The organism is Rhodanobacter sp. UC4438_H5, assembly GCF_052978405.1.
In genome coordinates this window covers 417,016-436,570 of sequence record NZ_CM129672.1, presented here as the reverse complement: position 1 = coordinate 436,570, position 19,555 = coordinate 417,016, and the positions used below count along the sequence as shown (strand labels likewise).

The window sequence follows — 19,555 nt, the reverse complement described above, 5'->3', positions numbered from 1 at the left end:
CGCTCAGCCTCCGCACCGGAAGCTGGACAGGGCGTTGCTGAGGAACGGATTCTTCAGGTTGTTGGCTTGCAGCGTCACCTTCGCCACGTGGCCGCCGAAATTGAAACTGGCCACGAAGCGCAGGTCGGACTGCTTCTGCAGGTTGGCCGCCTGCAGTGCGCGGAAGAACGCCCAGTCGCCGCGATAGTCGAACGTGGTGAGCAGGTTGCCGGCGGTGTCGTAGGCGGAGATGGAGACGCGGCCCGGCTGCGGTCCGGGCCATTTCATGCTGACGTTGGTCGCGCCACCCGGCTGGTATTCGTATTTCTGCCCGTCGACGTCGATCACCAGCTTGCCGATGCCGGCATCAAGCACCGGCGTGAGCCAGGTGAAATCGACTTCCGGCAGGTTGCCGCTGCGGAAGAACATCTGCTTGATCCGGTCGGCGCCCTGCAACTGACCCAGCATTCCGGCCGAGCCGCTGATCGCGCCGGGCCCGGTCTTCCATTGCCAGTTGCGGCCACTGGCGTCGATCAGCTTGCCGGCGGTCTGGTTGTAGAAGCTGTCGAAGCGACCGCCATAGCCGAACAGCTCGCCGAAGTTCTGCAGCGGGATGTCGTTGTTGCTCGACGGCGAGAACGGGTAGCGTCCGCGGGTGAAGTCGGCGCAGTCCTTGCCGACGGCCTGCTGGTACTGGTCGTCCAGCGCGCTCTTGGTGCCGCTGGCCACCAGCGCCTGGCTCTTGCCGGTGAGTGCGGCAAACCAGTTGGAGGCCGGCGGCGGGAGTTGCGCCGCAGCCTGCTGGGCCAGCAGCAACTGCGGGTTGGGCTGGCCGGCCGCGTTGCTGAAATCGCCCATGGTCAGCAAGGTCTTGCTGAGGTCGTCCAGCGTCTTCAGGGTCTGGTCGATCGGCTGCGCGCCGGGCGCGCCCTCGGTGAGCTTGTCGATCTCGGCGAAATGGTCACTGATGACCTTGCCCGGTTTCTCGCTGGCTGCATCGCCACCCGCCGCACCGGTGGCCCCGGCCTGCGCCAGCGCCCGCGCCAGCGCAGTTTGCGTGGCACGCTTTTGCGCCAGCTTCTTGGCCACGTCCTCGGCCTTGTCGGCGGCATCGCCGGGCGGCGCGCGCATCAGGTCGCTGGTGTTGTCGCGCACCACCTTGAGCAGCAGCTTCAGCGGCGAGTTGGGGCCGGCCAGCTTGGCGGCGATGGCGCTGGCGTCCTGGATGTTGTTGATCGGCTGCAGTTGCAGGTCGGCGAGAACATCGTCCCAGGCCTTGATGTAGTCCTGCTCGTAAAGCCCGAGCACCTGTTGCGCGAGCTGAGCCTTCTGCACCGCGTCGATCTTGGTGGCGCCGAAGACCCAGTCGTCCGCGGCGAACTGCGCCACCGACTGTTCGATGCCCTTGTCCACCTCATGCTTGAACACCGGCTGGGTGAACAACGCCGGGATCGGATCGGACAGCGGTTTGCCGCTGCGCCGCTGGTACACGTTGCCGAGCAGGCCCAGTTCCTTGTCCAGCCGCAGCGGCGGGTAGTTGCCGCTGCCGGCGGTGAGCTTGAGGTTTCCGTAGATCAGCGTGGCAAGGTCCGCGGTGCGCAGCGTGCTGCGCGCCTGCTCGACCAGGTTGTCGTCCAGGCTCAGCGGGCGCAGGCGCCCCTCGTGCGCGACCAGTGCGTCGAAGTGCTTGCTCAGCGCCTTCTGCAGCACCGGGTCGTTCGGAAACAGGCGCTGCCACTCGACCCCGGCCAGCGCCACGATCTGGTCGTGGTCCAGATGCTTGGGCTCGCCCAGCATCAGGTAACCCTTCAGGTAGTAATAAAGCATCTGCGGGTCGCCGGCGTTGGCGGCCAGCCCGGCGCGGAACTGCGAGGCCACGCCGGGCAGCAGGATCGCGTTGAGCTCGCGGTAGTACGCATCGCGCACCTCGTCGCCCACCGCGTTGCCCTGGTACAGGCCCAGGCGCATCGACAGCGGCACGTCGCCCTGGTGCTGGTCGGCCACGTCGACCGCCGCGGACAGCGCTTCCAGCCGCTCCAGCACCAGCGCGAAATACGCCTGCTGGTTCGGCGCCAGCGAGAGATCGCTCTGCGCCGGATACTTGGCCAGCGCCGTGTGCACGTCGGCCAGATAATTGCCGTTGCGCCGATAGCTGGTGGCCAGGCCGAACACCAGCAGGCCGCAGGCCAGCAGCACGCCGATGTAGCAGGCCGCCTGCAGCAGCACCTTCTGGCGCTCCAGCTTGGGATCGGTGCCGGCGAAGCCCGATTCGCGGAACAGCACGTCCTTGAGCAGACGCTCGACGAAGAAAGTGCGGCTCTGCGCGCCGGGCACGTGCAGGCGCGAGGCGTCCAGCCCGAAGGTGCGCGCCACCGCGCCCATCATGCGGTCGATCGGCGTGCCTTCCTGCGTGCCGGAGGTGAAATACGCGCCACGCAGCAGCAGCGGCGCGTCGTACTGATGGCCCGTGAACACGCCTTCGACGAACTGCCGGGTGATCTCGCGCAAGGCGCCCAGCTGCTGCGGAAACGACAGGATCGCCGCGCGCCGCTGGCGGTCGCGCTCGCGATGCAGGCGATCGAGGATGCGCGTGTTGAGCCGCTCCAGCAGCAGGTTGAACTCCGCCAGGAACTGTTTGGCCGCGGTGCCGGCCATGGTCTGGTCGACCGGGAACGACATGCCCCAGACCTGGCTGCGCAGCTCCGGCGTGAGGTCGTCGAAGAACTCGGTGAAGCCGGCCACCAGGTCGCACTTGGTGAACACCAGGTAGGCCGGCACCCCGATGCGCAGGTGCTTGGCCAGCTCGTCCAGCCGCTGCCGCACCGCCATGATGTGCTGCTGCCGCCCGGCCTCATCCAGGGTGAGCAGGTCCGACAGGCTCATCGCCACGATCACGCCGTTGATCGGCCGCCGCTTGCGGTACTTGCGCAGCAGGTTGAGGAACTCCGTCCACGCCGACGCATCCGCGCCGCGGTCGGAGTCCTGGGTGGTGTAGCGTCCGGCGGTATCCAGGAACACCGCCTCGTCGGTGAACCACCAGTCGCAGTTGCGGGTGCCGCCGACGCCGCGGATCGCTTCCTTGCCGAACTTGTTCGACAGCGGGAAGTTGAGGCCGGAGTTCTGCAGCAGGGTGCTCTTGCCCGAACCCGGCGGGCCGATCACCACGTACCAGGGCAGCGCGTACAGGTTGGTGCCGCCGCTGCGGTTCTTGCGCAAGGTGTCCACCGCTTCCTGGAAGCGCCCCTGCAATTGCGCGCGTTCGTTGGCGGCGCGATCGTCGATGCCCGCAGTCGCCGGCGCACCCTGCTCGCTGAGGTCACTGGCCATCTGCCGCGCCTTGCCGCGCACGCGCATCTGCCGCACCTGCAGCCACACCGCCCAGATCACCACGATCACCAGGATCACCAGCAGCCGCACGACCTGGCTTTCCAGCGGATGCGACTCGCCGAAACCGAGGTAGGGGCCGCCGAACCAGATCAGCAAACCCAGCAGCAGCAGGCCGACGAGGGTGATGAACAGGCGGGATTTGAACAGCGCAAGAAGCTTGCCCACGATGTTCAGTCCTCCGGGCTGTAGAGAATTTCGACGCGACGGTTGCGCGCCCGGTTGGCTGGCAGGTCCGGCGGCAGCGCGATCGGCTGCGACGAACCGGCACCGCTGGATTCGAGCCGCCCGGCGTTGTCGATGCCCTCGCTGAGGATCTGCACCACGGAACGCGCGCGCGCCGCCGACAACGCGTAGTTGTCCTTGAACTTCAGCGAGTGAACCGGCTGGTCGTCGGTATGGCCAACCACCACCACCCGGCCCGGTACCTGGTTCAGCGCCGCGGTGATCGCGTGCAGCATCGGGATCTGCCGCGCTGTAACCTCGGTACCGCCGGAGGCGAACATCGCCGGTGCATCGAGCCGCACCAGCGCCGAGCCGTCGGGCTTCTCCTCCACGGTCAGCGCGCCGGCCTGCTCCTGCGGCGCCAGCAGCTGCTTGAGACTCTTGCGCTCGACCTTGGGCTGGGTCTGGCGCAGCCGCGACTCGTCCGGCGGCACCGCGCTGCGCAAGCCGATCTGCGCCACCTGCGCGCTGACCGGCGAGGACAACTCGTTCAGGCGGGTGTAGAAGTACAGGAACGCGCCCAGCAGGATGCAGGCGCCGGCCGCCACGATCACCCACAGCGGCACGTAACGCACCAGCGGGTTGCGCCGGTCCTCGATGCCCTTCCAGTGCGGTGCCAGTTCGTCCGCCGCCGGCGGACGCTGCGCCTTGATGCGCCGGTAGAGCTCCTCCTGGATGTCGGCCAGCTTGGCGCGGCCGTCGGCCTCGATCTGGTAACGCCCGCCGAAACCGAGCGTGAGGCAGATGTACATCAGTTCGATCAGGTCGATGTGGCGCGAGAAATCCGCGCACAGGCGATCCAGGATCAGGAAGAACTTCTCGCCACCGTACGATTCGCCGTGGAAGGCCACCAGCAGCGTCTTGGCCGCCCAGCCGCTCTGCCCGCCCCACGGCGTGTTCATCACCGCCTCGTCGAGCGTGGTGCACAGCACGTAACGCGCGGCGGTGATGGTTTGCGCCGCAATGCCGGCGGCTTGCGCGTTGCTCTCGAACTGGCGCACCTGGGCGATGACCTGCTCGCGCAGGCGCGCCGCATCGGGCTGTGACGCGCTGTTGCGCAACTGCACCGACAACAGCAGCAAGGGGCTGGCCGCCTGAACCAGGGTATTGAGCCCGGCCCCCAGGAAATCGCCGATTGCAGCCGCGGGAACCTGCACGTGACCCGCCGCCGGCCGTGCCGGCGCGGCAGTCGGCCGGGTAGCGGGAGGCGCTGCGGGAACAGGAGCGGGCGCGGGGGTCGGCGCAGCCGGTGCAGGTGCGCCGCGCGGGCGGACTATGGTCCGGTCCTGCTGCGGATCGTCGTCGTGGGGACCATTGCTGCTCATGCGCTCAACCTCGGATCGCCCAGAGTTGCAGGTCGAGACCGGCGAACTCGCCGCCAAAATGGAACGCGATGCCGCCCGACGTCTTCAGGCTCCGCCACATCGGCGAATTCTTGTCGAACTCGAAATACAGGTAGCCGGAGTTGTACGGAATCTGCCGCGGCGCCACCGGCATCGGCGCCACCGGGATGCCCGGCAGCTGCAGGTTCACCAGGTCGCGGATCTTCTCCACCGGACCGATCTTCGACTGCGCCGGCAGCTGGCGGCGCAAGTCTTCGGACTTCAGGTCCGCCTTCGCCGCCAGCACGAAGGCTGCGGTATCGATCAGGCTCAGGTCCGGCACCACCGCCACCCACACGCCGAACTTGCGCTGCTGCATCGGGATCGGGATCGCAGTCTGCTCCATCACCGCGCTGAGGCTGGTGCGCAGCGCCGCGATCAGCGGCTCGAAGCTCGCGTACAGCGCCTCATGGCGGTACGCCGGAAATGCCGGTGGACGCTTGCCGGCAGCAGTGAAAGTGGCCAGCTCGCCGGCCATCTCGGCCAGCACCCGGTAGAAATCCTCCGGATGCAGGATCGGCGCGGCACAGAGGTGCGCGATCAGCGGCTGATAGCGGTTGACCACCTGCAGCAGCAGGAAGTCGGCGATCTCGGCGGCGCCGCCGCGATCGGTGACCGCCACGCGGCTGGCCAGCGCCTCGCCGCGCTGGTGCAGCAGGCCCAGCAGTTCGGACAGAAACGTGCTCAACCGCGACGCGGCCTGGCAGCTCAGCACCGTCGGCATGAACGCCTCTTCCAGGATCACCCGCCGATCGGAGCGGCATTCGACGATGCGCGCCACCGGAATCTGCGCCAGCCCTTCGAGCGGTTGCGACTGCGGCAACAGCCGGCTGTTGAGCCCGCCCACCTCCAGCACGGTGAGCCCGTCGACGCTGCCGGAGGCGTCGCGCACCTCGGTCTCGCGCACACGATAACGGAACAGCTTTTCCGCCGGCGCCTCGGGCCGGCCGCTGTCCGGCTGCGCCGGCGAGCGCAGCGGCAGGGTCAGGAAGACGGTCTGGTCGCGCCAGTTGTCGTTGACGTCCAGCGCCAGCGGCAGCGGATCGTCGCCGGGCATGTCGAACGGCGTGCCATCGGGAAACACACCACGCGCGCGCTTGATGCCGAGCTTGCCGATCGCCAGCAGGTCGGTTTCCAGCTCCAGTTCGGAGAAGCCCCAGGTGTAAGGACGCAGGCTGCCGGCGCGCAGTTCGACGAAACGCTCCAGGTAACGCTCCTGCTGCTGCAGGTGCTGCGGGCGCAGGAACAGCCCCTCACTCCACACAACCTTGTTGTTTTCCATGCGTCGCGCTGCCCCTGTCAGAAGTTCCCCCGGCTGCGCTGCCGGGATATGCCGCGTCGACCCGCTGTCGCCGACCGATGCTGCATGGAAAAACATCCGCGTCCGTGGCGCCCCCGGCGCCCGGAAATCCGTCGAGAAAGAGCAGCCCTGCCCTTCCTGCACCCCATCGAACGCGGCGCGTCCGCAATCGCCATGTACCCGCTAGCGATGCGTTGCCTGCCGCATTCTCCGCGCCGATTTCAGGCGTGACAACTGTTCTTCGTACGCACGCGCGAACTCGTCGCCGAACAGGCGCCGGAAACAATCGTCCGGGTCCTTGTTCAAGCCTTCGAAATGCTCGCGATATCTTTCCCAGTACTTGCCCTTGCCGGCGAACGCCGAACGCTTGGAGCCGCCATCGGCCTCCTGCTCGAAGCGATCCGGGTTGAAATGCACCAGCAACGACTCGAATGCCGCCCGCACGCCTGCCAGCATCGCCATCTGGTGACAGCGGATGTCGTCGAAGGCATCCTCGAACGCCGCGGTGCCGGACATGAAGGCGCCGCCGCTGGGCGCCATGATCTTCTGCAGCGCCTCCTCCGGGTTGGGCGCGAACTTCAGCGGGTTGTTCTCCGAGCGCTGGATGATGGTGACCGGCAGCCGGAACGTGTTCTTGATCTCGGCGCGCGCACGCAGCACGTCCATCACGCCGTCGACCACGACGCGGAAGATCTCGTCCACGCCGGTCGGCAAGGCGTGCGGCCCGGTGGCCTCGGCGCGATCGACCGCGGCCATCGGCATCGGCGCGGCGGGCATCACGCGCGGCGCCGCGGCGACCGGCGCCGCCGCCACAGGCGGCACCGGCGCGGAGAAGTCGCCCATGGTCAGGTCCCAGTTCTCCGGGAGCTGGTTGGCCTGCCGCTGCTCGTTGGTCATCGGCGGGTGGAAATGATCCTGCGTGCTGGCGGTGTGGTTCCAGCTGGCGCTGGCATTGCCGGTGGTGGCACCGGACAGCAGTTCGGAAGCGGGATCGCCCGGGCCGAGGAAACTCAACGGGTCCAGCGCACCACCGACACCGACCGCACCGGGGATCAGGTCGGCATCGGCCGGAATCGTGTTCGGCGAGGGCTGCGGCGGCAGCGACGCCATCGGCGAAGACAGCCCGAAATCCAGCGGGTCGATGTCGGCACCGATCGCGGCGGAGGTCGGCGGCGCCAGCAGGTCGGGCGGCGGGATCGTGGCGCCGGCATCGCCCAGGTGCACTTCCACCTCGAAGGTGTCGATCAGCAGGCGATCGCCGTCGGTCAGCGCGGAGGGTTCGCCCTTCACCAGCGGCGCACCGTTGAGCAACATGCCGTTGGTGCTGCGATCCTCGATGAAGTAGATGCCGTTGAGGTAGCGCACCATCGCGTGCACGCGCGACACGCCCGAGGCGCCGAGCACCCAGTCGCAATCCTCGGAACGACCGATGCTGCCGCCGACGCCCGCGAACGTCCCGCTGCTGCGGCTGCCGAATTGGGCAGCCTGATGACCGGCAACGGCGAGGATCAGGCTCTGCGACATCGGTTTGCTCGAGTGTTCCCTGGTCAAGGTGAATCAGCCGGCGCCGCGCACGATGGATTCCATCCACGTCCCGACCGGGCTCGCCGTCCGGCCTGGCTGCTGACTGTTCGCGAAAAACCGCGGCTCCGTGGATCGGTCGCCGCCACGCGCGAAGCGCGTGATCGGAACTGCCGGCATGGCCTGACTGACGCGCGGAAACCGTCCGCGCCATCGTATCGTCCCGAGGTGCAGCGGGCAAGCCGCGAACGCGCGCGACCGGCCTCAGGCTCCCGCCGCGCCGTCGCCGTTGAGCAGGCTCAAGGCCGGCTTGATGAAGGCGGCGCGACGCGCGGCGAAGGTATCGACATCCAGCGCCGCCAGCATGTTGATCGCGGCCACCACCGCGCATGCCGTGAGATGGTCGGCCGGCGGCACCGGCGCCTCCTGCGTGGCGGGCGCGAGACTGCCGCCGGACCAGCCCGCGGCAGCGGCGACCCAGGCGCCGGCGGACTTGTAACCGCCTGCGGTGGCGAACTCGAACGCCGCGCGGCGATTGCTCTCGTTCGGCTCGCGCACCCACTTCTCGGCCAGCGAGGCGCCGGCGCGGTCTTCCGCATCGAGCGTCTGGTCGCGTGCGCACTGGCACAGCCATGCCACGGCGTAGCGCTTGGGCAGCATCCGCGCCAGCAGTTTCAGCGCATCCTGCACCTGGCCGGCCTCGACCAGCGCCTGCACCGCCGCGTGCGCGGTCATCTCCGGCCGCAGCAGCGCACTGGCCGGCTCGGACAACTCCATCTGGATCGATGCCTGCATCACGGATGACATCTGTGCGCCCTCTAGCCGATCATGATGATGCCGCCGGACAACTGCGCCATGGCGTCGCCCTTGAGCGACAGCATGGTGCCCTTGACCGTGGTCGCACCGCTGCTGGAAAACTCCGCCGAGGCACCGGCCTTGGCCGCCACCGTGGCGTCGCCGTCGATCTTGACGCTCACGCCCTTGATGCTGACGTTCACGCCCTTGATGTCGATGGCGCCGGATGACTTCATCACGATGCTCGCCGCACCGGTCACCAGCTCGATCTCGGTGCCCGCGCTGAGCTTGAACTTCTGCCCGATGGTGGTCGTGCCGTTGCCGGTGACGTCAAGCTTGTCGTCCTTGCCCACGGTGGTCGTGCGCTTGCCCGTGACGTCCTCGGTCTGGTCGTTCTTGACGGTCATCTTCTCGTCGTGGTCCACCGTCACGACACGGTCGTTCTCCACTTCCACATGCATGTCCTTCTGCGCATGCATGAAGAAGTCTTCGCTGCCCTTCTTGTCCTCGAAGCGAAGCTCGTTGAAATCCTCCGCGCCGCCGCCCTTGTGGCTGCGGCTCTTGATGCCGCTCTGGGTCATGTTGTCGGGCAGCGTGTACGGCGGCATGTTGTCGGCGTTGTAGACGCTGCCGATGACCAGCGGCCGGTCCGGATCGCCTTCGAGGAAGCTCACCACCACTTCCTGGCCGACGCGCGGAATGCTCACCGCGCCCCAGTTCTTGCCGGCCCACGAGGAGGCCACGCGCACCGGACAGGAGATGTGGAAGTTTTCCTTGTCCGGCTTGTTCCAGTGGAACGTGACCTGGATGCGGCCGTACTTGTCCACCGAGATGTCTTCGGCGGTGTCGCTGCCGGAGACCACCGCGGTCTGCAGGCCGACGATGCCGGGCTTGACCGCGGTCGGCATGCTGCGAAACGGCTGGCGACTCTGGATCGCCGAGAAATGGCAGAAGAACTGGTTGCTGCCCTGCACGCCGGAGACCTCGGCGGCATTCTCGATGTGCACGGTGGAGCCGACCACGAGGTATTCCTGGTTCAACTCCGCGCGCGGGAACTTGGTCAGCTTGAACAGCGCGCCGGTCAGCACGCCGCAGACGTTGGTCGCGCCGGTGCAAAGCGACTGCGCGACGTTGATCGCCTCCAGCCGAACCTGCGCGTAATGCTTGCCGGCGGCGGCGGTCAGGTGGTCGCCGGGGTAGTCGAACGAATCGAGCTTGGGCACCCGATGGTTGCCGTCGGCGTTGCTGATCGACTCGAACCCCAGCAGCGACTTCTTCGGGTCCAGCGGGTCGTAGTCGGTCAGCGAATACTTGATCGTCTGCACCGAACGCGCGGTGCTGAACTCGGTGATCGCCGGCTCGCTTGACGCCTTGCTGGTGCCGGTCTGCGGCCGATACGGCAATTCGTCGAAGCCGCCGGTGGCTCCGTGCGCACCGAGCGAATCGGCCAGCACCATCGTGTGCACGCCATCACGGTGCTGGAAGAAATAGTAGATGCCCTCCTGCTCCATCAGTCGGCTGATGAAGTTGAAGTAGCTCTCGCGGTACTGCACGCAGTAATCGCGCTCCGGGTAGTCGCCACTCAGGCTCAGCTTGACGTCGCTGTAGCCGATTTCGGCGAGCACGTCCTTGACGATCGTCGGCACGGACTTCTTGAGATAGATGCGGCAATCGATCTTGTGCAGCAGCAACCAGGGCTTCGGCACCAGGGTCAACGCGTACTCCGCCTGGCGCTTGCCGGAAAAGCTCTCGAACCCCGTCTGCGAAATCTCCGCCACGATGCCATTGAAATGCCGGGTGTAGTCGCCGGTGTCGAACGTGACCGTCATCGAGCTGCCCAGCAACGGCAGCAGCGCAACTTCGCCATCCTTGCTGAGTACTTTGAGGTTGTACGAAAACAGCTGCCCCAGTTGTTCGCTGCCGGAAAAGCTGGCTGGTTGCAGCTTGTCACCGAGATCTGACTTCAGTGTCATTTGATGCGGCATGTCCGTCCTCCCCCAACGGTCCCGACGGCATGGGCCGGCAAACCAGTCCGGGTATCATACGTCTGGCCTGTTTGGGGAGTCCATTGGCGCCCTGCGGCGCTTGCGCGCCCCTTCAATTGCCGTTCGCGGCGGGCTTTTGCGCAAGCACCACCCAGCCGGCCACCGGCCTGCCCAACTCCTTGCGCAGCGAATCCGCGCTGATCGACGGATCGGGAAATCCGGCGGCGGACAGCACACGTTCGACGCACCCGCGCGTGTGCCGATAACGTCCGCTGGCGGACAGCTCCAGACGATCGCCTTCGCCGTCCAGCACTTCGAGCGTGAAGGCCAGCCAGCCGCCCGGGCGCAACGCGTGGTGGGCGGCCGACAGCACCGGCACCAGGTCACCGAAATAGATCAGGGTGTCGGCGGACAGCACGACATCCCAGACGGGCGGGCTCGCGCGCAGCCACCCGGCCAGTTCCGCCTCCACCAGCTCGTCGTAACCACCGCGCTGGCGCGCCTTTTCCAGCATGCCGCCGGACAGGTCCACGCCCACCAGGCGCTGCGCATGCGGTCCGATCAGCGGCCCGCACAGACCGGTGCCGCAACCGGCATCGAGCACGTCCAGCATGGCCTGCGGCGCACCGAGACGATCCGCCAGCGCGCCCACGAGCACCTGCGGCGCGCGATAGTTGAGGTTCTTCAGCAGCATCTCGTCGAAGCTTGCGGCGAAGCCGTCGAACACCTGGCGGACATAAGCGTCCTCCGCGCGTGCAGGCGCCGCCTCGCCGCCGCACGCGGCCAGCATGTGCCGCGGCACCGGGTTGTCGGGCTCGCGCGCCATCCAGTCGCGGTAGACCTCGATCGCCTCGCCGCTGCGGCCGAGCATGTACAGCGACACGCCGAGCGCATCACGCGCGCGCAGGTTCTGCGGATCAAGCTGCGATGCACGCGTGAAGCAGCGCACCGCTTCCTCCACGTCTTCGATCTGGTTGATGTGCCGACGGCGGAACATGCCCATCAGGTAGTGCGCGTGGCCCAGTTGCGGCTCCTGCGCCAGGAAGCGGGCGTAGATCTCGCCAGCGTCGTCCACGCGGCCCTGCGCCTCAAGCACCAGGGCCAGATTGCTCAGCGCGTCGTGGTGCCGCGGCTGGTGGCCGAGCGCGCGCCGGTAGCAGGCCTCGGCCTCGGCCAGCTGGCCGCACTCCTTGTGGATGTTGCCCAGGTTGTTGTGCGCATCGGCATGCTGCGGGGTCGCGCGCAGCGCCATGCGGATCAGCCGGATGCCTTCCTCGCTGCGGTTGCGCTGGTGGCACAGCACGCCGAGGAAATGCAGGGCATCGGGTTGCCCGGATTGTCGCTGCAGGACCTTGCCGTAGAGCGCCTCCGCCGCGTCGAGCTGGCCGTCGCGATGCGCGGCGATCGCGTCGCCCAGGGTGGCCAGCACACCGGCAGCCAGCGCACTGCCGTGCGGCCGGCGTCGGCTTCGATCCGACGAAACACGCTTCAAGTCGCCCCCTTGCCACGCGCAGTCGCGTCCGGCACAAGCCCCGTCCGCCGCGGACGGGATACCGGAACCGAACGACGTCTAGTTGATGATGACGGTGAAGCAGCCGAGCACGATGGTGCCGCCGTGTGCGGTGCTGTCGCCCATGCGCGCCGCAGGCAGGCCTCCGATCAACACCTTGGGTGCGCCCATGACGATGGTGTCCGGCGGGCCCACGCAGGTGACCATGTCGCTCACCCGTGCGGCCGGCAAGCCGCCGATCAACACGGTGGGCGCGCCCGGCGCGACGATAGGGCCGCCGACGTGCGGCACCACGCCGGTCACCATCGGGCACACGTGCATGTCGGTGAGGCGTGCGGCGGGAGGCATGGCGAACTCCGTGGCTCGATGGCGTGACCCGGCGATGGTACGCCAGTTCGGCGCACGGAGTCAGCCGCGTCGCATGCCCGGATTACGAGGCCGTGCCGCCCACCGTCATCGAATCGATCTTCAGTGTCGGCTGGCCCACGCCCACCGGCACGCTCTGGCCGTCCTTGCCGCACACACCCACACCCTCGTCCAGCGCCAGGTCGTTGCCGATCATCGAGACGCGGTTGAGCACGTCGGGGCCGGAGCCGATCAGCGTGGCGCCCTTCACCGGGCGGGTGATTTTCCCGTCCTCGATCAGGTAGGCCTCGGAGGCGGAGAAGGTGAACTTGCCGTTGGTGATGTCGACCTGGCCGCCGCCGAAGTTCGGCGCGTACAGGCCCTTCTTCACCGAGCGGATGATTTCGGCCGGATCGTGCGATCCGGCCCGCATGTAGGTATTGGTCATGCGCGGCATCGGCAGCGCGGTGAACGATTCGCGGCGGCCGTTGCCGGTCGGCGCCATGCCCATCAGGCGCGCGTTGAGCTTGTCCTGCATGTAGCCTTTCAGAATGCCATCCTCGATCAGGGTGGTGCATTCGGTCGGCGTGCCTTCGTCGTCGATGCTGAGCGAGCCGCGGCGGCCGGCCAGGGTGCCGTCGTCGACGATGGTGACGCCTTTCGCGGCCACGCGCTGGCCGATGCGACCGGAGAACGCGGAGCTGCCCTTGCGGTTGAAGTCGCCTTCCAGGCCGTGGCCGATTGCCTCGTGCAGCAGCACGCCGGGCCAGCCGGGGCCGAGCACCACGGTCATCTGGCCGGCGGGCGCGTCGGTTGAATCGAGGTTCACCAGCGCCTGGCGCACGGCCTCGTCGGCGAAACGCAGCGCACGTCCGTTCTCGAGCAATTCGCGATAACCGTAACGGCCGCCACCGCCGGAATAGCCCTGCTCGCGGCGACCGCTGGCTTCGGCGATCACCTGCACGTTGATGCGCACCAGCGGGCGCACGTCGGCGGCCAGGGTGCCGTCGGAGGCAGCGATCAGGATGGTGTCCATGGTCGCGGCGAGGCTGACGATGACCTGCTTGATGCGCGGGTCGCGCGAGCGCGCGTAGGCGTCGACCTCGCGCAGCAGCGCGATCTTGTCGGGATTGGGCAGGCTCTCCACCGGATCGATCGCCGGATACAGCGCGCGCGCGTCGTGCAGTGCCAGCGGCTTGCCGGCGCCGTTGCCGCCGTGCGCGATCGCGCGGGCTGCCCTGGACGCCTCCAGCAGTTGCGGCAGCACGATCTCGTCGGAATAGGCGAAGCCGGTCTTCTCGCCCGAGATCGCGCGCACGCCCACGCCCTGCTCGATCGAGTGGCTGCCGTCCTTGACGATGCCCTCCTCCAGCGTCCACGACTCGCTGCGCGAATGCTGGAAGTACAAGTCGGCGGCGTCGATCGACGGACCCATCAGCTGGCCGAACACGCGGTCGAGGTCGCCGGTGGCGATGCCGCCGGGGGACAGCAGCTTGCTTTCGGCGAGATTGATCAGTGAATCCATGGGTCAGCGTGCCTGTGGTCGATCCGGAACTACCCCACATGGGGCTGGCGGGGGCGGCTTTAAAGCTTCACGGCCCCGACGAACCGGCGCTGGCCGGAGCAGGCACGGACCCGGTCGGCGCGATGCCGCCGGACGAAGCCGGCGCGGGTTCGAGCAACAGGCTCGGCGGCACCACCACGTCGTGCTTCTCGACCAGGGTCATCTTCGGGTCGTCCCAGCTCCCGGTGATCCGGTAGCGCGCGCTGGCCGCCTTGTTCAGCCCCTTGCCGAGCAGGCCTTGCACCGCGAAACCGGCCGCCGCGCCGAGCGGGCCGCCGACCACCGCGCCGACCACCGGCAGGCTGTTGCCGACGTGCGGCACCACCACCATCTGCTGGTCGTAATCGCGGGCGCGCAGGCCGGTGCGACCGGTGACGCTGATGTTGGCCGCCGGCCCCTTGATGATCAGGTTGTCGGTAGTGGCGTTGCCGTCGGCCAGGCGGAAATCGCCGCTGATCGTGTCGAAGCCCAGCCCCTTGCCGAACACGTCGCCGAAATCCAGCGTGAGCCGGCGCGGCAGGTCGGCCAGCGAGACCAGGCCGAGCAGGCGCCCCACGCCGGGCGAGCTTGCCTCGGGAATACGGCCATCGTTGACCTGCACCTTGAGCGTGCCGTCCATCGTGGCCAGCGACAGCGCGGTGGGGCTGCCGGGCCAGCTGGCATCGAGTTCGTCGCGGGTCCGGCCGCCATCGACCAGGCCGTCGTAGCCGAATGCAGAGAGCATCGCGCCGAGATCTTCGGCGGAGAAGCTGATCCGCATGTGGGTGCGGCTGTCGGTGGCGGTGCCGTCCCAATCACCGCTGGCGGTGACCTGCACGCGCTCGGACAGCGCGCGCAGCTGTTCGATGTGCATGCCCTTGGGCGTGGGCCACGTCTCCAGCCGCGCTTCGCCCAGTCTGGCATCGCCCAGGCGCAGGTCGCGCACCCACAGATGCAGTGGCGGCAGCGCCGCGGGATTGATGCCGGTGTTCGCCGGGTCATCGACGATTGCCGCCGGTGCCGGCCCGGGGGCGGCCGCGGTCGCCGCGACGGCAGGCGCACTCGCCGCCGTGGCCGACGCGGCGGGCTGCCGTGGCCAGTGCAGATGTTCCATGCGCGCAGTGACGCCACGCTTGTCCAGTTCGTCGGTGGGCACCTTGATGTTGCCGGCCATGGCGGGGCCATCCACGTCCACGCTGAGCAAGCCGGGCTGGGGCGCGGCACGCACGGTCAGCGCACCGAGGGGGCGCTCGAAACCGATCGCCTGGTCGGTGCTGACGTCGATGCTTTCCAGCGCCGGGCCGTCGCCGCCCGCACCCGCCACCGCACGCTGGACCCAGCCGGCGACATCCAGCCGGGCCGCATGGCCGCGGATGCGCAAGCCTTTCGAGGGAAGCGCCGGCGGCATCTGCCTGCCGAATGCCAAGGTGCCGGCCAGCGGTCGTCCGGCGGCGTCATCGGCCAGCCGCAGGTGGCCGCGCAGCACCTGGCCCAGCTCCAGTTGCACGTCGCTTCCGGCGGTCGGCAGGCTCATCTGCAGATGCAGCGGAAGGTTGCCCGCGGCGGGCTTGTCCAGCGGCGCGGGTAGCGCCAGCGCGATGCCGCTGAGCGGCGAATCGATGCTGAGCGTCTGCGCGAGTTCCTCGCTGCCCGGCGGATGGGCGAGCGTGAAGCCGATGCTGAACGGGCCACGCCCGTGCGCCAGGTCCGCCAGCCATGCCAGCGAGGGATAACCCTGCACCAGCTCGGCGACCTGGTAATTGCCCTGGAGGGTCGCCGAGAACACCGTGTCCGGCGCGGCGTTGGCGCCGGCAATCGCCAGCTGCAACTGCGCGGGTTGGCCATGGAACACGGTATCCAGCGGCCCGCCCTGCAGGCCGTGCAGGTCGAAGCGCAGCGGACCGGCAATGCCGGCCAATGCCAGTTGCCAGTCCGGTGCCGCGAGGTCGGCATCATGCAACTGCGCGGTGCCGTCGAGCTGCGCATCGGCAATGTGCGTCAACGGCAGGCTGAGATGGAACTCGAACGTGCCGCGGCCACCAAGCGTGAGCTTGGCCAGCGTATCGGACGCGCGGCGGGCGACCGGGCTCCTGCGGGAGAAGTTCAGCAGGCTCGCACCGCTGCCGCCACCGCGCACGTTGAGGTCAAGCAGGGGCTGGCCGAAGTCCGGGATCAGCGCCACCGCGCTGTCCACTTTCACGCCCAGCGAATGGCCGGCGCCGGCTTGCACCAGCATGCCGCCGTTGACGAAGCTGGCCACCGCATCGACGCCTTCGGCCTGCGGCCACTCGTCGCCGTAGTCGAGGGTCAGGCCGTGGATCTCGGCCCGCGCTTCGAAGCGACCCTCGTTGTGGTGGAAGGGCCAGTCCGCCAGATCGCCGCGCACCAGCACCTGCGCCTGCTCGACGGTGCCGGCCACCAGCGCGCGGTCCAGCCATGCCACGGTCGCCGGCGGCATCACGTTGACCGGCCAGAACAGTTTCGCCGCGGGAACCTCGGCGTGGTCGATCGACGCGTACAGACCCAGCCACGGCGCGCCGCCGCCGGCAGGCAGCACCGCCTCGCCGCGCGCGCTGCCGGCATAGCCGGCGCCGACGAATTCCAGACTGTCGGCACCGATGTGCCAGTCGCCATCCTGCGGCCAGAACGCCAGCGTGCCGGACAGGTTCGACAACGCGAACGGGTGGCGGAACACCTGCGCAAACGTCACCGTGGTGGCTTGCGCCGGCAGCTCCAGCGAGAAGGCTTCGGCGTCCCCACGCAGCGTGCCGCGCAGGTTGCTCAAGCCTGGCGACTTGTCCACCGGATCGATGCCGAGCCGATCGAACGCCACTGCCAGGCGCTGCAATCCGCCGGCCCGCGTCCAGTGCAGCGCGAGCCGCTCGAGTTCGCCACGCGGATGCCCGCGACCGAGCCAGCGCGCCAGGCCCGGGGGCAGATCCGGCTTCAACGCCAGCCATGGCAGCAGCGGTGCCAACTGCAGCTTGTGCGCGGCGGCCTCCACGCGCAATTGCGGCGTGCCCGGCTGATCCAGTTCCACCACCGCGGCACTGCCGTCGTCGCCGGCCCAGCGCAGCGCGTAACCGGCACCCTCGGCATGGATGCCGGCCAAGCCATGCAGCGTCGCCACCTCGGCCACGCCGCCGGCGGGTCCGCGCACCGACAGCGTGTCAAGGTCGACACGCACCACGCTGTCGCCCAGTTGACCCTGGCGCCAGTCGAGCCATGCGCTGAGGCGGCCGGTGCCGTGTTCGATCCCGTAACCTTTCAGGTCGAGGCCGTCGAGCAAGGGTTTCAGATGGGCCGCATCGGCGCTGACCCACAGCTTGCCGGAGCGTTCGTCCTGGCGCAGGTCGCCTACCGCGCGCACGCTGGCCTCGGCCACGCCCTCGCGCCGCAGGCTGCCGCCGAAGCGGATGCGGTCACCCTGCAAGCTGATCCGCAACTGCCGCGACAGCAAGGCGTAGTGCTCGCCCAGCGTGGCATCGGTCACTACCACGCGCAGGTCATCCAGCCACAGATCCAGCGACAGGTGGCGCAGGGAGAGCGCCGGCTGGTCCGCGCCGGCGGCGGTGCCAAGCCCGCTGACGCGCCAGCCGCTGGCGTCGTGCAGCAGATCCAGTTGCAAGCCGCGCAGGTACACGTTGAACAGATGCCGTGACGGCAGCAGCCAACCACCCAGGTCCAGTTTCAGGCGAGACTCCGGCAACTGCAGTGCCGCGCCATTCGTCCCGGCGGCCGGGCCGATGCGCACGTCATGCAGCACGAATTCCGGACCGCCCGCCGTCCATCGCCCCGCCATCGAGGCGATACCCACCGGCCGCTGCAGGCGCTGGCTCAGTTGCGCGGCCACCCATTCGGGATGGCGCGCCAGCAGCGGCAACAGCAACTGCGCCAGCGCCGTCAGCACGGCGAACAGGATCACCAGCACGCCCGCGACCCAACCCAGGCCGCGCGCGCCACCGTGCAATCGACGACGCCACACCTTGTTCATGCGCCGTGGGCCGGCGTCGACTTACAGCAAGACCACATCGAACTGTTCCTGCGAGTAATGCTCTTCCGCCTGGAAGCGTATGCTTTTGGAGATGAACTCCTCCAGCTCGGCGACCGCCGCGGACTCCTCCTCCAGGATGCGGTTCACCACGGAGGGGCTGGCCATCACCAGCAGTTTCTCCGCGTTGAACTGGCGCACGGCACGGGTGATCTCGCGGAAGATCTCGTAGGTCACCGTCTCGGCGGTCTTCAGCGCGCCGCGGCCGTTGCAGGCCGGGCAAGGCTCGCACAGCTGGCGGGCCAGGCTCTCGGTGGTGCGCTTGCGGGTCATCTCGACCAGGCCCAGCGCCGACATCGGGTACACCGTGGTCTTGGCATGGTCGCGCGCCAGCCCCTTGCCGAGCATGCGCAGCACCTGGCGCTTGTGCTCCTCATCGGTCATGTCGATGAAGTCGATGATGATGATGCCGCCCAGGTTGCGCAGGCGCAGCTGGCGCGCCGCCGCCTGCGCGGCTTCCAGATTGGTGCGGTAGACGGTTTCCTCGAGGTTGCGCGTGCCGAGATAGGCGCCGGTGTTGACGTCGATGGTGGTCATCGCCTCGGTCTGGTCGACGATCAGGTAGCCGCCGGATTTCAGCGGCACGTCCTTCTTCAGCGCTCGCTGCATTTCGTCCTCGACGCCGTACAGGTCGAAGATCGGTCGCTCGCCATCGTAGTGCTCGACGCGATCGTCCAGCTGCGGCATGAACTTGTGCACGAACCGGGCCACCCGCTCGAAGGTCTCGCGCGAATCGACGCGCACCTTCTCGATGTCCTCGTTGAGCATGTCGCGCAGGCTGCGCAGCGGCAGCGACAACTCCTCGTAGACCCGCTCGCCCACGCGCGCCTTGGCGATGTTCTCCTGCACCACGCGCCACACCTTGCCCAGGTAGGTCACGTCGAATGCCAGCGACTCCGCGCCCTGGCCCTCGGCATTGGTGCGCACGATGTAGCCGAGGCGGTTGCCATCGGTTGCATCGGCACCGATCAGCGTGCCGAGTACCTCGCGCAGGCGCTGGCGCTCGACTTCATCCTCGATGCGGGCCGAGATGCCCAGCGTGCGCGAATGCGGCAGCAGCACCAGGTAGCGCGAGGGAATCGACAGGTGCGCCGACAGCCGCGCGCCCTTGGTGCTGATCGGGTCCTTCACCACCTGCACCACGATCTCCTGGCCCTCGTGCACCAGTTCGCTGATCGAGGGCAGGTGGCCGTTGCCGTTGCTGCCGGCATCGTCATCCTCGACCGCCGACAGCGCCGGGCGCACGATGTCCGAGGCATGCAGGAACGCGGCGCGCTCCAGCCCGATCTCGACAAACGCCGCCTGCATGCCCGGCATCACGCGCTGCACGCGGCCCTTGTAGATGTTGCCGACGTAGCCGCGCCGCGAGGCCCGTTCGACGTGCACCTCCTGCAACATGCCGTTCTCGACCACGCCGACCCGGGTTTCACGCGGTGTCACGTTGATCAGGATTTCTTCACTCACCGCACACCCCCAGGATACAAGCCATCTTTATAGCCGTTGGCCATGCAGGCTGTCGATGAACGGCGCGCGGA

At 68.2% G+C, this 19,555-nt stretch carries 11 protein-coding genes; all 11 read right to left on the bottom strand.

What is annotated here, in order from left to right; all coding sequences use genetic code 11:
* Window positions 1-3: 3 nt before the first annotated feature.
* The 11 genes from tssM to rng all read right to left on the bottom strand — a co-directional run bounded on the left by tssM (window position 4) and on the right by rng (window position 19,484).
* The gene (gene tssM, locus ACVCL9_RS02030) at window positions 4-3,531 is read right to left on the bottom strand and encodes a type VI secretion system membrane subunit TssM (protein WP_447099320.1); all 3,528 of its coding nucleotides are present in this window, start codon (window positions 3,529-3,531) and stop codon (window positions 4-6) included.
* 5 nt (window positions 3,532-3,536) lie between these two features.
* Window positions 3,537-4,913, bottom strand: coding sequence for a type IVB secretion system protein IcmH/DotU (gene icmH, locus ACVCL9_RS02025; RefSeq protein WP_447099321.1), 1,377 nt, complete (start codon window positions 4,911-4,913; stop codon window positions 3,537-3,539).
* 4 nt (window positions 4,914-4,917) lie between these two features.
* The gene (gene tssK, locus ACVCL9_RS02020; protein WP_395117312.1) at window positions 4,918-6,252 is read right to left on the bottom strand and encodes a type VI secretion system baseplate subunit TssK; all 1,335 of its coding nucleotides are present in this window, start codon (window positions 6,250-6,252) and stop codon (window positions 4,918-4,920) included.
* A 201-nt stretch (window positions 6,253-6,453) separates the two neighbouring features.
* Entirely contained in the window at window positions 6,454-7,794 is a 1,341-nt protein-coding gene (gene tagH, locus ACVCL9_RS02015; RefSeq protein ID WP_447099322.1) for a type VI secretion system-associated FHA domain protein TagH, read from the bottom strand.
* A 261-nt stretch (window positions 7,795-8,055) separates the two neighbouring features.
* On the bottom strand, window positions 8,056-8,598 hold the full coding sequence (locus tag ACVCL9_RS02010; RefSeq protein WP_395117308.1) for a DUF6931 family protein: 543 nt from the start codon (window positions 8,596-8,598) through the stop codon (window positions 8,056-8,058).
* An 11-nt stretch (window positions 8,599-8,609) separates the two neighbouring features.
* Window positions 8,610-10,571 carry a type VI secretion system Vgr family protein gene (locus ACVCL9_RS02005; RefSeq protein WP_447099323.1) on the bottom strand — a complete coding sequence of 654 codons (1,962 nt, stop codon included), beginning with the start codon at window positions 10,569-10,571 and terminating at the stop codon, window positions 8,610-8,612.
* 112 nt (window positions 10,572-10,683) lie between these two features.
* Window positions 10,684-11,997, bottom strand: a complete 1,314-nt coding sequence (locus ACVCL9_RS02000) for a tetratricopeptide repeat protein (protein WP_447099478.1) — start codon at window positions 11,995-11,997, stop codon at window positions 10,684-10,686.
* 144 nt (window positions 11,998-12,141) lie between these two features.
* Window positions 12,142-12,429 (bottom strand): PAAR domain-containing protein, encoded by a 288-nt coding sequence (locus ACVCL9_RS01995; RefSeq protein WP_395117304.1) that lies wholly within the window; start codon window positions 12,427-12,429, stop codon window positions 12,142-12,144.
* An 82-nt stretch (window positions 12,430-12,511) separates the two neighbouring features.
* On the bottom strand, window positions 12,512-13,951 hold the full coding sequence (gene tldD / locus ACVCL9_RS01990) for a metalloprotease TldD (RefSeq protein WP_447099324.1): 1,440 nt from the start codon (window positions 13,949-13,951) through the stop codon (window positions 12,512-12,514).
* Between the two features lie 67 nt (window positions 13,952-14,018).
* Window positions 14,019-17,963, bottom strand: coding sequence for a YhdP family protein (locus ACVCL9_RS01985; protein ID WP_447099325.1), 3,945 nt, complete (start codon window positions 17,961-17,963; stop codon window positions 14,019-14,021).
* 21 nt (window positions 17,964-17,984) lie between these two features.
* On the bottom strand, window positions 17,985-19,484 hold the full coding sequence (rng, locus tag ACVCL9_RS01980) for a ribonuclease G (protein WP_447099326.1): 1,500 nt from the start codon (window positions 19,482-19,484) through the stop codon (window positions 17,985-17,987).
* Window positions 19,485-19,555: the final 71 nt, after the last annotated feature.

Excerpts from the sequence above, each read along its gene's own strand:
- icmH (WP_447099321.1), bottom strand. The coding sequence starts at position 4,913 with ATGAGCAGCAATGGTCCCCACGACGACGATCCGCAGCAGGACCGGACC.
- tssK (WP_395117312.1), bottom strand. The coding sequence starts at position 6,252 with ATGGAAAACAACAAGGTTGTGTGGAGTGAGGGGCTGTTCCTGCGCCCG.
- tagH (WP_447099322.1), bottom strand. The coding sequence starts at position 7,794 with ATGTCGCAGAGCCTGATCCTCGCCGTTGCCGGTCATCAGGCTGCCCAA.
- ACVCL9_RS02010 (WP_395117308.1), bottom strand. The coding sequence starts at position 8,598 with ATGTCATCCGTGATGCAGGCATCGATCCAGATGGAGTTGTCCGAGCCG.
- ACVCL9_RS02005 (WP_447099323.1), bottom strand. The coding sequence starts at position 10,571 with ATGCCGCATCAAATGACACTGAAGTCAGATCTCGGTGACAAGCTGCAA.
- ACVCL9_RS01995 (WP_395117304.1), bottom strand. The coding sequence starts at position 12,429 with ATGCCTCCCGCCGCACGCCTCACCGACATGCACGTGTGCCCGATGGTG.
- tldD (WP_447099324.1), bottom strand. The coding sequence starts at position 13,951 with ATGGATTCACTGATCAATCTCGCCGAAAGCAAGCTGCTGTCCCCCGGC.
- ACVCL9_RS01985 (WP_447099325.1), bottom strand. The coding sequence starts at position 17,963 with ATGAACAAGGTGTGGCGTCGTCGATTGCACGGTGGCGCGCGCGGCCTG.